This is a genomic window from Chroococcidiopsis sp. CCALA 051, assembly GCF_003015105.1.
GTDB lineage: Bacteria > Cyanobacteriota > Cyanobacteriia > Cyanobacteriales > Chroococcidiopsidaceae > Chroococcidiopsis > Chroococcidiopsis thermalis.
The window spans coordinates 19,001-33,401 of the sequence record NZ_PYCI01000031.1; the positions used below are offsets into that span (position 1 = coordinate 19,001).

A 14,401-nucleotide genomic window follows, 5' to 3' on the forward strand; every position below is an offset into this window, starting at 1 on the left:
GTACTTTGAAAACGAGAATATTTTTATCATGACTGCAACGAAAACAGCAAAATCGAAAAACAAAGTTGGCAGGCAAGCATTAGATTCAGAACAAATAGGAGTTGTCAAGAATCTCACTCCTTTTGAAGATATCGTTCATTTAGCAGGGATTGTGAATATTTCCCTAGCCGAGCGCCAAAATATCGGCGCGATCGTCCTCAAGAAAAATGAAGACATTCAAATCAAATTTTGCTTTGAAGCTAAAGGAATTCATTCATCCTTACCCCAAGAACAAATCCTGCCGATTTTTGAAAGAATCGAAGGCGGACTCAAAGAATTACCTGAAGGCGAAACGCTGACGATTCATGTCGGTTCGTTCGCTGACGACGAGCGCCGCCAGCAGGAATTACTGAAAATCGAGCAAGGCTGCAATTTAGAACAGCTGCAACTATTGATGCGTTCCGAGCGCCTGCGGACGCGGGAACTAACTAAACTAGGCATTCGGAAAAATAAGTTTTTGCGTCTTTGGTGTACTTATACTGTGGCTGCATCAGAAGAAAGCCGCAACTACGACGCGATCGAAAAAGCGATCGAGCGGTTGCAACTCGGCTGGAAGCAATTTACCGGACAAATTCATGACTTTCGCGCCGGACGAGTTGAAAATATCCTCCGCGATAGCTTCGCTAACGGTTTCCAACTGTGGGAACAAATCCTCAGCAACACGATGGGATTGAACCTCCGCGCATTTACGGGCGAAAATATTTGGCAAGTGTTATGGCAGCAATTCAATCGCACTCAAATACCACCGATTCCTAACTCGCTTTACCTGGATGAAGAAAAACTGAGCGAAATTCAGACGAGTGACTTTCACATTCGCCATCATCTACTCGAAAACGAAAAATCTATACCTTACCTAGACCGCGCTTGGGTTAAGCTTCAAGACGAATACATTGGAGTTCTCAACTTTAGCGAAAAACCAGGTGGCTGGGTTGATGAATACTCGCAACTTCGCTATCTATGGTCAGTTCTGGCTAAAGATAGAATCACTAATACTGAAGTCATCTGCCAACTGACTAAGGCTAATCAAAGCCTAGCTAAAGTTGCTTTGCAACGCATTACCAAACAGTCACTGACAGCCTCGGCAATGTCTGCCGATAGTAATTCAGTTGACGTTAAATCTAACATGAATATCGAGGAGGGGATTAAAGCACAAGAAACCATATATAAGGGAAACGTTCCCATCCACACGGCAGTTGTTTTTTTAGTACATAGAAAGACTAGAAAACAGCTTGACAATGCCTGTCGCTACTTATCATCTTGTTTTCTGCGTCCGGCAGTCGTCAATCGAGAAGTTGAATACGCTTGGAAGACGTGGTTGCAATGCACTCCCATAGTTTGGGAAAAATTACTGACAAGACCTTTCAACCGTCGCTTGCCATACTTCTCCTGCGAAGCACCAGGTTTGATGCCTTTGATGCAAACTGCCACTGGCGATAAAGAAGGTTTTGAATTGATTGCCGAAGAAGGCGGTACGCCAGTCCACATCGATCTATATAAACAACATAAAAATCTTGCCGTATTTGGTACGACTCGCTCCGGTAAATCCGTAGCTGTTTCGGGAATTCTCACTCCAGCTCTAGCACGGGGAACTCCCGTCGTCGCCCTCGACTATCCTAAGCCCGACGGGACTTCCACTCTCACCGATTACACTCACTATTTGGGCGACGATGGTGCGTATTTCGATATTACTAAAGAATCGAATAACTTATTTGAGTTACCGGATTTAAGAGGATACGACTGGGAAACGATTAAAGAAAGAATGACAGATTTCAAAGAATTTTTGAAATCCGTACTCATGACAATGGTACTTGGCACTAAACCAACTGGGACTAATTCAACTCGAATTTCTCAGATTGAAAGCATATTAACTTTAGCTTTGGAAACATTTTTCAACGATGACGATCTCAAGTTACGCTATAAATTAGCTATAGAAAAGGGAGTCGGGACTGCCGAATGGCAAGATACGCCAACGCTAGAAGATTTTTATAATTATTGCTCCCCTGGTTATCTCAAGCTCGATACGATCGCTACTCATAGTCAAGAAGTTTTAGAGGCTTTAGATCAAATCAGGTTGCGGTTAAAATTCTGGCTGAATTCACGCGTCGGTCAGTCGGTCGCTCGCCCCTCCAGCTTCAGGACGGATGCTAGATTGCTCGTATTTGCATTGCGATCGCTCTCCAGCGAAGAGGATGCGGCAATCCTCGCCCTCAGTGCTTACGCCGCTGCGTTGCGCCGCGCTCTCTCGTCCAAGGTTTCCATTTTCTTTCTAGATGAAGCACCAATTCTATTTGAGTTTGAAGCGATCGCCGAACTGATCGGTCGGTTGTGCGCCAACGGAGCCAAAGCGGGAATTCGCGTCATTTTGTCAGCACAAGAGCCAGAAAGTATCTACAAGAGCAAGTCCGCAGCTAAAATATTTGCTAACTTGACGACGCGCCTGATCGGTCGGATTCAATCGAGTGCTGTAGATCCGTTTGTTGAACGCTTCAAGTATCCCTACGAAATTATTTCTCGCAACTGTACGGAAGCATTCTTTCCGAAAAAAGAAAGCATTTATTCGCAATGGCTGCTCGACGATAATGGCAAACTCACGTTCTGTCGTTACTACCCGCCACACTGCTTGCTTGCTACTGTTGCTAATAATCCAGACGAACAAGAGTTGCGCGGTCTGTACTTGGATAAATATCGTCACGATCCCATGCTCGGTATCGTGCGCTTTTCGGAAACTTATGTCAAGATGATTCGCGGCGAACAACTCACAGATGAAGCTAGAGAACTGTTAGCAATTGCTAATAGTATAGTCTCTTTTAGAAAAGCGAAGATACCGGAAGAATCTCCAGATTTTCAACGTCAAAAAATGAATGTTTAGCAATTAAGTATAGCCAAACGATAGATCGAAACTACCTTTTCACCTACACATTCAAGCTACATGAAATCTCAACTCAAGCCAAGAAAAATACAGTTACTAGGAGCCATGCTGGTATTTGGCATCCTGTTACAGTCAACGCCAAGTTATGCTCTGTCGCTGAATATTAATGATTTCTTCAACGACATATTGGATGAATTCAAAGGTTACTTTGACGAGTTAAAGAACGAACTGATCCAAGAAATTGAAGCAGACTGGGGTGGATTGAAACAAGATGCCAAATCAGCAATTAACGAGTCAATTGGCGAGATGAACGTTCCCGACCCAGTGAGCGGTGCAGAAAAACTGCGTGAAAAGCTGAAAACCAAAGGAACGCCAATGGAAAGTAACACGGTTGTCGGCGCGATTGAAGCTGGTCGTCAACTCGAACGTCAAACCGTCCGCGCATCTGTTGCCAGCGTTTTGGGCGAAGCAGGTCAAGCTCGTACCAATAAAGAAATTGAATCTACCCAAAAAACTGTGGCTGAAGCTAACAACTTAGGCGATAATGCCCAAGAAATGGATGCTTCGCAAAACATCCTCAAAGCGATCGCTGCTCAAAACGCTCAGATTGTCTCGATGCTCGGACAGTCGCGTACCGATGAATTGCAAGCCCGTCAGGATGCAGCTAATACCAACTTGATGCTGGAACAAATTGCTGAAGATGGTGCTAGCGATCGCCGCCGTCAAAGTCTGGTGATGGATGGCGAACTGGCAACACAAATATCAATTGGAAGCTGGACTCGCCTCCGCGCTACGACTCCTGACTCTGCATCGCAGAGCAACTAGCGGCTCGGAACCCGATGCCATGCTTGCAGCTATCTCTGCGTGCAGAGATGCAGAGATAGCGGTCGAGCGAGAATTTTTTCAACTATTCAAACTATACAACTATATGTTTTTTCGCTATTTGTTACTTCAAGTTGACCCTAACTTCGGTCAAGACGTACTCGAAGCCGCACAGGGAGGGGCATTACTGGTAGCCGAGAGTTTCGACGAGTTGTGGAACGAGACAATTAACGGCGGCTTATACCGCTCTTTATGTATCGTCGGTTTCGCGTTTGCGCTTGCCATGCTTGCCCTATTTATGGTTCAGTTCGCTCGAAACTGGATGAATGACGACTACCAACCAGCTCTTGCCAGCTATCTTTGGCCCATTATCGTCATCGGTTTGCTTTTCGGTAACGGCTACATACTTGCCAACGGGACGCTGGCACTGCGTAATTACATGAACCATATCGATCAAATTATGTTAGGAAATGCGGCGAGGGGTGCAGACCTGGACGTTGCTTTCAGCCGAGCGATGGGCGACATCCAACTCCGCCGAATGGTTGGTAATGCGATTCAACGCTGTAATGAAAGGGGAGGTACGCCTCAACAAGTTAACGATTGCTTGGTGCAAGCAAGAGAAGAACTGGAAGCATACGCGCCACAACTGTTTCCACAAGAGCAAAATGCTAATGAGAATGACTGGTTCTTTAGATCGCTCTCCGCGATTGGTGCGGCGATCGCCCTGACAAATCCACTTGCAGGTGCAGTAGATGGTGCCACTGGCGGCAATCTAGCAAACACGGTCGGTAATTTTGCAATGGAGACGGTTGGCTCCGCTGTTACTGGTTTGTCTGCCACTTGGTTGCTTGCGATCAATAACGCTTACCAGTGGGGCGTTGAAATCTGCTGGATAATAGTTGCCTTGCTCGCACCGATGGCGGTAGGAGCCTCGCTGACACCTTACGGTCAAAAACCGATTGTTGCTTGGCTGGCAGGATTCTTCGCCGTAGGCATGGCAAAGTTTTGCTTCCACATCATGCTCGGACTTTGCGCTCAGTTGATTAGCACCGCGCAAGCAAACCAACCAATGATTTTTCTTCTGTTTATCAGCATCATATCGCCGCTGCTGGCGAGTGCAATGGCTGCTGGCGGCGGCATGGCTGTCCTGAACGCGCTAACGAAAGGAGTTGAATGGGTTGCTAGTGGTGCGATGACGGCAGGAACGGCTGGAGTGGCATCGGGAGCAAAGATAGCAACGGCTGCGGCTGCTTCCCGCTTCGGTAGACGCTCTTATGGAAATTAAAAATTCAAATTTAAATAAGAAAGTAGGTATCAATTATGACAGCCACGAAAGAAAAAAAACCAGCTCCTCAACTGCTCAGCTATGGTAAATCGATCCCTAACTCAGTTGGAGTTGTCGTCGTCAGCTTGACTGCCATCAGCAGCATCTCGTTGGTAGTACAGCTCGCCAACCTCGGCGCTGCTATGAATCTCAACCGCTACACCAAAGGCATGACAATCGTACAGCTTCAAGACGGTACGACAATTCCCGCCCAGCCCCTCGGTCCAAACCAATATACCAACAACACGATCGAAAAGTTTGTCTCCGACAGCATGGTGAAGCTGTTTAATTGGGACGGACTGCTCCAGTCCACCGAAAACGGCGAGATCGTGACGAAAAAAGACGAAGGGGTGAATGTCGAAGTCAAAAACAAAGGCTTGGTGAAAATTCCTACTAAAGCCAGAGATGCAGCCTTTGCCCTATCTGAAAAACACGATTTTCGCGCTAGTTTTCTGAGGGAGCTGACCGAATACGTACCCCCTGGCTTGTTTAACGGTAACGCTCAAGTGGCGTTAGTTCCCCGTTACTTTTCCGAACCGCGCAAGATTGGCGAGTCCAAGTGGGAAGTTGACGCGATCGCCACGCTGGTCACGTTCTCTCGCCGCGACAATGCTGGTAAGGGTATGGCTTTTAACAAAACCATCGTCGTGCAAAAGATCGACTCTCCCCAATCGCCGCCAGACACGACCGACCTAGCAAAGACTATTTACAGCGCCCGCAAATCGGGGTTGGAAATTGTCGAAATCTATGACTTTGGACTTGGCAAGCCATCAGAAAAAACAGCTAACACAAAATAATTCTGACTAAGAAGGAGTCAGGAATCAGAAGCCAGAAGTCAGAATAGCTAGCTGTGCGACTGGATAAACGCGCTTAGAGTCACAACCCCCCGATACAGAGCGTGGAAAACAATAAAAATCAATTTTTTCTTTATTAAAACTCTGTTTCCAAGCATGGGTTTTCTCCTGACTCCTGACTCCTGACTTCTGGCTCCTTTCAGCAAAATTCCACCAGTATTAAAAATCAGTTATGACACAAGCAATAGACGAACTTTTACCGCTAGAAGATGACAGCAATTCCTCAAATTCTGCATCTTCTGTAGATAACTTCGATGAAGACCTAGAAGATGAAGACTTGGAAATAGAAGATCCCGCCCAAGTACGGACTCAGCATTCCTTTGTCACGTCACCCTTCTCGCGTCTGGGTACGATTGGCGGTGTTTTTGGTGTCGGTTTTCTCGTAGTTTACTTCAGCCTCAACAACGTAATGAACGGTAGTAGCGAACCAGTTATCGCCAAGTCCGCAGCTGCACCTCAAGATAACACTGTAGAGTCGAAAAACAGCGACGGCGATATCTATGCCAAACTCGCACTGGCTAAACAAAAAGAAGAGTTGGCTGCTTTGAGCAAATCACCAGCCGTAGAGACCTCGCCCAAACCAGCAGCTACACCAGCACCACCCCGTACTGTTGTCGTCAGACAAGCAGTACCGCCCGCCCCGCGACCTGTTGCTTCGCTGGCAACAATGCCCGCGCCTCGAATCGCAACAGCACCAGCAGCGCCTAAAGACCCGTTTGCCGAATTAGAACGCTTACGCAGTATTGGCTCTATTGGTAAGATCGAGTACGGTGACAAATATGCTAGTGCTAGTCTTACCGATGGTAGTAGTTTTAGTGCTGGTAGTAACGATCGTTCGCTACCCTATTTAGATCCAGCCCGCACTACAGCAGCCGAAACAGAAAATAACGTCCCAGACAGACCGAGGGAAAGTGATGGCAACCCCTCCGAGCCGGACAGCAGCAGTCCCGATGCTATAGAACAACTCAAACCGAGATGGCAGCCGTCACTCTCACCTACCGCAGTCAAAGGTATTGCCTCAAACACTAGCGATCGCCCCCTTACCGTCGCCGCCACACCTAACGCAACGCCAGCTAGTTATGACTACCTCCCAGAAGAAGCACAAATTCTCTCAGGCAAGCAACCGCAATACTTGACGATCGGTTCTCATGCTAGTGCCACCCTTGTAACTCCACTTTTCCTTTCCCAACAACGCGACGATCGCTCCAGTGCTAGTAAACGTAGATTTGTTGCCCGCCTCGACGAACCGCTGATGGCTAACACGGGTGAAATTGCCCTTCCCGCTGGCACGCTCGTCACGATCGCCATGACTTCTGTAGATAGTGCCTCCCAAGTTCATGCCGAAGTGACTGCCATTCTCAAAGACGAAACTGAGTATCCCGTTCCTAGCGGTGCTATTAGCATATCGGGTAAGAACAGCAGTCCGCTAATTGCCAAAAAAATGCATAACAAAGGCAAAGAGATTGCTGGGTTCGATCTGACTCTAGGTGCAGTGGCAGGTCTAGCCAGTATCGGCGAGATCGTGAACCAACCCGACGAAGAAGTAGTAGACGACCTGCCCTTTGGCGGTACCCGCACTCGCCGTACGCACAAGCGTCGCTCGATGACGGGTGCGTTTCTACAGGGTGCTTTCGGTCAACTTGCCGATTCGATTAGCAGCCGCACTCAAAAAGCTACCGACGAAATTGCCCAGCGTCCCGATATTTGGTACATCCCCCAAAATACCAAAATTGTCGTTGAAGTCGATCGCTCGCTGAAGCTGTAAGCCTTCATCCAAGATTATCCGTATCACCCTGCCATTTCTAGAGGTTTTTTGTGAAACCAAATATCTTTTCTTCTTTTCTCCTCACCACCATAGGCGCGATCGCCATAGCGAATTTAGCGCCTTCCCCAGCCGCTGCATCCCCCATCAGTACGGTGCGATCGCTCAAAGCCAGTCAAGTAACGGGCAGGCAAGCACGACTACAAACAGTTAAAGCATGGCCTGGTCATGGGGTATCTATATCCTTCTTCGAGACAGGGGAAGTTATCAGAAGGGCTTGGTTGGATCGCAGCAAAAAGTCCAGATTTATCATCGATGTTGATGGTTGTTTATCAGGACTGGGCAGGGATTGCGAAAATCCTGGGGCGGGACTGATTCACATTAGCGCGATCGATGGAGTCACGATTCCAGGATTGCCAAACGCACCATACGGCGAACACTTGACTGTGATTACCGAATCCAACGGTCAGAAAAAAAGCTATCACTTTCGACTCGTACCTGGTACTGGCGCTCCCGAATACAGCGAAATCCTCATCGAAAATGACCTAGAACCAACGCTAGAGGATGACAGCAAGCCCAGACCGAATCCTTACGCTGCTGCCGATGCTCAATGGGTAACTAGGGGAATGCAGGTGGCACTGTCCAATCAGTGGATCGATGCACAAGGATCGTTGTGGCAAAGATTGACTCACCTTGTAGGCGAACTTCAATCCGGTGCGGACGCGAACGTGGCTGCGGCAAATGCTGGAGTATCGATGCAGTTAGTCAAAAGGCTGATGCAACTGGGAGGCAAGCGCTTCCCTACCATGTTGCCCCCCAACAACGCTACTTTCTCTACCCCATCTACTGTACGTAGAGTGCCAACTGTAACTCCTACCCCAGCCGTGCCTGCTAAAGCGACCTCAGCAACCAACAAACCAACTGTCATTAATTCTTACAGAAAATAAATTATGGAAAAAGCGTATAACGACCCTAACTGTTCGAGCCTTGTCGCTACTGCCAACTCGGTCGCAGATCCAGAGATAAATACAACCGCCAAACAACCTACAACTAGCTACACCAGATCGCAGGGTAAAAGATATCGATATTTACTGACTCTGGGATTTGTCGCCGCGATCGCCCTGCACGCCCTCAAAGCTGGAGCTGCTACGCCAGAGGAGGCGATCGTAGTTGCTAACGCCAATCCGAGCAATTCTTCTTTTCCAACTCGCTACTATAGCGGAGTCCCAGTCCCCGATTGGAACAATATTACGTTCAAAAACATGATGTTTTCTGAAGCGGGCGGGACTGAATTGCCCAACATCAAAAGTCGGGGCATGAAGGCTAGACGGGTTTGGCAAGCCGGACAAAGCGTTGCCGACGTAATGGAGATGGGCGACTTTGAAGCATCTGAATTTGGCATTGAAAAGCTGTCAGTCCGCAATATTGCCAGTATGACAGGCGCGAACCTGAAAACGCTCAAGCTCGATAGCCTGGAGCTAACCAAGTGGCAGACAATTGCAGACCTAACTAAAGCTATTCCTAGCTTAGGCAAGTTGCAAGTGGCAGATGTGCCGCCGATTCGCGATCTAGTTGCCAAACTCGCCCGCTCCTATGCCCTGGACGACCAAACGATCGCCAACCTGCTCAAAACCTACCCAGTACTGAAGAACGTAGAGTTGGGTAAATATATCAATCTGGGCAACTATAAACTAACAGATATTCCAGGGCTGACAGATGCGGCGCTGCAAAAGTTTGCTAACTGGCAAAATAACATCATCGGCAAGGTGCCTGGTTTAGCACTCCTGCCATTTGGCAAGTTTCCTGGCATTCCTGCCGCAGATCTTACTGCTGTTGGTAAAGTTGACTTGCCACTGGGAACGCTAGAAAGCGATCGCCATAGATCGATTTCGGGTAGCGATCGCTCTGGGTTCAACGTATCCTGCGAGTCTAAATGCGCTCATATTGAATTAGCAGGCAGTGGTGAACTGACCGGAGCGCAGTGGATCTCTGGAAAGAGCCAAAAAGTTAGGGGTGGTTTCGGAGTTTTGGGTAATCTCTTCGATCGTAGAGAACCGACTGGTCGTCACCCCTTCGGTAAAAGCTTCAAGCAAGTTATTTGGAATGTCAATGAAGCGAACGGTAGCATTACAACTGCTATGTTCTTCCGCATCTGCAAGCGCGGCATCCCCGACCTCGGTTGCAGTCCCTATAGCATTGGTCCCGTTCAGTTCCTTAATTACAAAGAAATGGATGCAATTTTGTTGGGTCGCCCCCTCAGCGTTCCTCGGTGATAGCCGCTGCAAGTAACTAACTGTAAGGCATTGTTTTATTTAAGATATCTTTTCAAGAATATGACCCAAGAAGTTAACAGAAGCTTTGTTAGGGAAGTTAAAGTAAGCGATAATTCCGCTCGCGCAGTTAACGAATATACCAATAAGCTAATCTCGCCTTTCCTCTCTACTCAAGGATTGATATTAGCTGGAGGAATCTTAACACTAGTAGCATTGCAAATGCTAGATAAAGGAAATAAGAAAAAGCTAGCTAGTAGCTATTGGGGTAGTAATGCTGAAATAGCCAATGCCAAAAAAATAGCTGTAAAACAGATAAAGTCACCACGATGCGATAGTGCAGCTTTATGGATTGGCGCGAACAAATTAGACCGCAACAATTTGTATATACCAGATATCCAACGGGGAACGGCAGCAATCGGTGGACCTGGTAGCGGTAAGACGGCAAGTGCTATTTTGCCGATGATTTATGCCGCGATCGAGCAAGAGTTCGGTATTGTTATCTACGATTTTAAATATCCTTCCCTTGCTAAAATAGCTAGTTATGCTAAGAAAAAAGGGTATGACGTACACATCTTTGCTCCAGGTTTTCCTGAATCAGAAGTCTGCAACCCGATTGATTTTCTCCGAGATAGTAGCGATGCCGAAACTGCAAGACAGCTAGCTACGGTGATTAACAAAAACTTTAGGCTAGCTGGGAATACTAACGAAGATGCTTTTTTTGGTCCGGCTGGCGATCAGTTAACGCAAGCAATTCTGATGCTAGCTAAAGAATTTGAAAGTAAAGATAATCCTAGTCAAAGCTACGCAGATATCATGACTGCTGCTGCCATTTTATCTAGCGAAAAGATGGTAGAACGACTGAAATCAGCTAATTTGAATCCGTGGATTAAGATTGCCTTCGGTCAGTTATTCTCATCTGCTGATTCGGAGAAAACTGTAGCTGGAATTGCGGGTACAGCATCATTGATGTTCACTCGCTTCATGGCTAAAAACACTCTCGGATGTTTTGTCGGTAAGACTACCCTACCCCTAGAAGTGAAGCGCCAGCAGATGATTATCTTCGGACTCGACCGAGAACGTCGAGATGCTGTCAGTCCTCTTATGACCAGCATTCTGCACATGGTGATCTCGCGTAGTATTGCCAAAAGGCGCGAAGACCCATTGGTTGTCGCCCTAGACGAGTTACCCTCAATTTATCTACCCGATTTATATAGATGGCTCAACGAGTCGCGTTCTGAAGGTTTTTGCGGTATTTTAGGCTGGCAGAATATGGGTCAGCTGGAAAAAATCTATAGCAAAGAAATTGCCAAAACTATTCTTGGTGCTTGCGGTACTAAGTTTGTCTTCAACCCTGGTGAAGAAGAATCAGCCCGCCAATTCTCTGCCTATTTAGGCGAGGAAGAGATTAAATACAAACAAAAATCGCGTACCAGTGGTGGGGGTAAAACAAGTACTTCTATCAGCAATCAAGAAAAGACGCGCAAATTATTTGAATCCGCACAATTTCTCAAGCTACCGCAAGGTAAATGCGTGTTGATTAACCCAGCCTACAGCAATAAAAAAGAAGGTTCCGTGCCGATCCTGAAAAAAATCAAAATTCCCAAAACTATTGAGAATTGGGAAGAACTAAACCAAAAATCTTGGCAAAAGTTGAGGACGAGATTTGCAAAAAGAAGCACTCAAAAATGCCCCAGTCAAGAAGATTTGGAGAGCAGAATGGCTGAAGTGAACAAACGCTTTCCTATTCCCCAGCAATCCCAACCAACCAAAAATCAACCCCTAGTAAATCTTCAAGGTTTATTTTGACACAACTCTACCAATTCCCTGCCCAGTGTATTTCAAATGATTGATCTTCCATTAGAGCGAGAAATCGAAAAGTATCAGAAGCTATCCCGTTGGTCTCACCAATTTCCTCCTAGTATCGAAACCCATTACTTCGATTCCATTCTCGTCTACTACTACAACCGCGATCGCCCAGATAACATCTATTGCGCCACCCTCATGGCAGGTGGTGCTAAACCATCGCTGATTGTCATCCGCTTCGATCGCCAGCTTGTCTTCGTTCAATACAAAAATACAGTTCTTTTAGATAGATTACCTACACTGCCATGTACGACGAACGCGCCACAGAATTAGGAAATTATTACACGAGAATGACAGATAAATCTGTAGAGACGCTCTACTCTATCAGCAGAGAGATAACAAATTCAATTACAGAGATTATCAAACTCATCTTTGAAAAACTTAGGGAAAATAAAGAGGAACAACCAGAACAACTCGCTCGCGTTCGCGCGGATATTGGCAGCGATACTTACGTTCTTTCCCGCGATCGGGATCTGCCCGATGCTTGGAAGTGGGAGAAATTAGATTCTGTGGCAGATCGATATCGGGCAGAAGCACCAACCGAATTTCAGCTACAGACTATTTCCCAGCGCTTGGCAGCAGATGTGACCGATCGCGTCAGTCAAACCGACGATCGCCAGCCGTGTTTGCAAATTGTTGGTACGACTGAATCTGGCAAAGAAGTTGTCCTCTATACCCAAGACGAAACGGGAAATTGCAAGACGAATCTAGCTACCCAACTTCTGACACCAGAAGAATTGGCTGCATTGTCTAACTGCACTTCCAACGTCCAGCAGCCGCTTGTTGCTGCTGGTTCAGCTCTTTCATTAGAAGATCGACTGGACAGCGCGTCATCCCAAAGCAATCCTCCGTCTGCCGAATCACTCGATAGTAAGGATTTGTTGTCGCTCAAACAAGAACTAGAAAGTAATTTAGTGTTAGCGGTTAAATTAATGGCAACACGCAACCAGAAGGCGGAAGAGCTAGCAAAATTGAGTCAGACTGTAGCTGCCAGTGAAAGCTCAGCTCGGTTAGGAGAAACAGTGAAAGATTTAGCATCTATTGACCAGCGGATTGCTAACGTATTTCTCCAAAGTGCTGCCACGATTAAAAATTATCAACAGCAACTAGACGAGCTTTCTTCAAATTTAGTAGTAGACCGCAACTCGGAGCGAGTTAAATCTACAGAAGTAAGCCAAGATAGCGTTACAGCAAAAAATACCGTTTCCAGTCAGCCACGGCAAGCAAGCCAAGCGCAAAATCAAAATTCAGTTACACCTAAAACTGCTGTTGAATATACTTACAAGCAAGTACTCGACAGTCCAAAAATCCAAACTGGGACTAAACAATGGGTGCGTCAGCTCCACATTCCCATCTATAAAATTCTCAGTCAAAAATTAGAGCGCCAGCGCCTTGCATCTGAGAATAAAAGGATTGCTAAAACAGCTGCGGCACTACTAAAACGCTACGGACAAATTCAAACTGATGGTTCGCTGTTGTATCGTAGCGATGCCTTTGCAATTATCAAACAAGGTGAAAAGTTTACGATTCATCGCCGCCAAGACGAATTACAAGGTTTCAAACAGCCTTTGATGGAATTTAAACTAGAGCGAAATGGCACGCCTAAAATTACTGGGCGATCGAAGAAGATGCTACCAGCAGAACGGCAGGAATTCGTGATGGTAGCAGAGCGCTTGGCAGATCGTAAAATGCTGCAATCGCTCTCTACATCCGACCTCAGAGATGTGGCTAATACTCTAGGTTCCCTCGCACCTGCGGGAACGCTCGCCACTTTAGAAAGTTTCAAACAAGTCGAACTGCTTGGGACGCTGAATGGAATTCTACAAAAGGCAAAAACAGATAAACTGACTGTGGGTGAATTAACGATTGTCCGCCGTCGCGACCCAGAGCATAATAAAGCTAGTTTATCTCTATATAAAACTACAGTTAATGGCGATCGGCAAGAGCTGGTTGAATTCCAGCTTGAAAAAAAACCTGAAGGAATTTCTCAAGAAATTACCAAAATGAATATTTCAGAACAAGACATTAATTATATTAAGCTGATGGCTCAAAAAGCACAGTTGTTCGATCTGGAGCAGCTATTTAATAGTGCTAATAGTAATAGTAGCAGTATACCTAACGAACGGTCTCAACAGCAAATAAACGAAAACCAGGAAATAAAAGGTATTGGCGAGCTTGCCCTGACTCTTCATCCTTTCCTAGCCCAAGAATGGAATCATCTTCAATCAAATAAACAACTTAACTCTGGTATCATGATGCAAGGAAACGACGAAATAAATCAGAAAATTCGAGCAAATAATGGCAAGCTGTCTGTTGCGGAACAGCGAGAGATGTATTTTAAGATTGTAGCTGCAAAGGTAGCTGGAGCGGAGTCAAAAGCTGAGAAGGGTATTGACTTGATCCCCTTAAAACAGATTATGAAAGACCTACAACAGCAGCGCCAACAAGTTATTCAGCAAACCTACACCCCTAAAAGTGAAATTTATCTGGATTCTAAGGTAGCAGACCGCGCTAATGGTGTTGCTTCTAAAAGTAGAGATTTATCACTGTAGCACTTATGTTTTTGACTAGAGCGTTAACTTGCTACTACAATAG

At 46.3% G+C, this 14,401-nt stretch carries 10 protein-coding genes; all 10 read left to right on the forward strand.

The features are described 5' to 3' along the window. Positions 1 to 28 precede the first annotated feature (28 nt). The 10 genes from C7Y66_RS09890 (at position 29) to C7Y66_RS09935 (ending at position 14,358) form a co-directional block, all read left to right on the forward strand. The gene (locus C7Y66_RS09890) at positions 29 to 2,908 is read left to right on the forward strand and encodes a hypothetical protein (protein ID WP_106545445.1); all 2,880 of its coding nucleotides are present in this window, start codon (positions 29 to 31) and stop codon (positions 2,906 to 2,908) included. Between the two features lie 60 nt (positions 2,909 to 2,968). Then, positions 2,969 to 3,733, forward strand: coding sequence for a hypothetical protein (locus C7Y66_RS09895; RefSeq protein WP_106545446.1), 765 nt, complete (start codon positions 2,969 to 2,971; stop codon positions 3,731 to 3,733). Continuing rightward, a complete protein-coding gene (locus C7Y66_RS09900) occupies positions 3,648 to 5,015 on the forward strand; it encodes a hypothetical protein (RefSeq protein WP_233222609.1) in 1,368 nt (455 codons plus the stop codon). Before C7Y66_RS09895 ends, C7Y66_RS09900 begins: the two co-directional genes overlap by 86 nt. Positions 5,016 to 5,050: 35 nt before the next feature. Continuing rightward, positions 5,051 to 5,851, forward strand: a complete 801-nt coding sequence (locus tag C7Y66_RS09905) for a hypothetical protein (protein WP_106545447.1) — start codon at positions 5,051 to 5,053, stop codon at positions 5,849 to 5,851. Between the two features lie 229 nt (positions 5,852 to 6,080). Beyond that, positions 6,081 to 7,673: a TrbI/VirB10 family protein gene (locus C7Y66_RS09910; protein ID WP_106545448.1), complete on the forward strand. Its 1,593-nt coding sequence runs from the start codon at positions 6,081 to 6,083 to the stop codon at positions 7,671 to 7,673. Positions 7,674 to 7,723: 50 nt separating this feature from the next. Continuing rightward, a complete protein-coding gene (locus C7Y66_RS09915; RefSeq protein WP_106545449.1) occupies positions 7,724 to 8,617 on the forward strand; it encodes a hypothetical protein in 894 nt (297 codons plus the stop codon). A gap of 3 nt (positions 8,618 to 8,620) precedes the next feature. Continuing rightward, positions 8,621 to 9,943: a hypothetical protein gene (locus C7Y66_RS09920; RefSeq protein ID WP_106545450.1), complete on the forward strand. Its 1,323-nt coding sequence runs from the start codon at positions 8,621 to 8,623 to the stop codon at positions 9,941 to 9,943. A gap of 60 nt (positions 9,944 to 10,003) precedes the next feature. Continuing rightward, positions 10,004 to 11,749 carry a type IV secretory system conjugative DNA transfer family protein gene (locus C7Y66_RS09925; protein ID WP_106545451.1) on the forward strand — a complete coding sequence of 582 codons (1,746 nt, stop codon included), beginning with the start codon at positions 10,004 to 10,006 and terminating at the stop codon, positions 11,747 to 11,749. A gap of 36 nt (positions 11,750 to 11,785) precedes the next feature. After that, on the forward strand, positions 11,786 to 12,079 hold the full coding sequence (locus C7Y66_RS09930; protein WP_106545452.1) for a hypothetical protein: 294 nt from the start codon (positions 11,786 to 11,788) through the stop codon (positions 12,077 to 12,079). After that, the gene (locus C7Y66_RS09935; RefSeq protein ID WP_106545453.1) at positions 12,052 to 14,358 is read left to right on the forward strand and encodes a hypothetical protein; all 2,307 of its coding nucleotides are present in this window, start codon (positions 12,052 to 12,054) and stop codon (positions 14,356 to 14,358) included. Before C7Y66_RS09930 ends, C7Y66_RS09935 begins: the two co-directional genes overlap by 28 nt. The last annotated feature ends 43 nt before the right edge of the window (positions 14,359 to 14,401 follow it).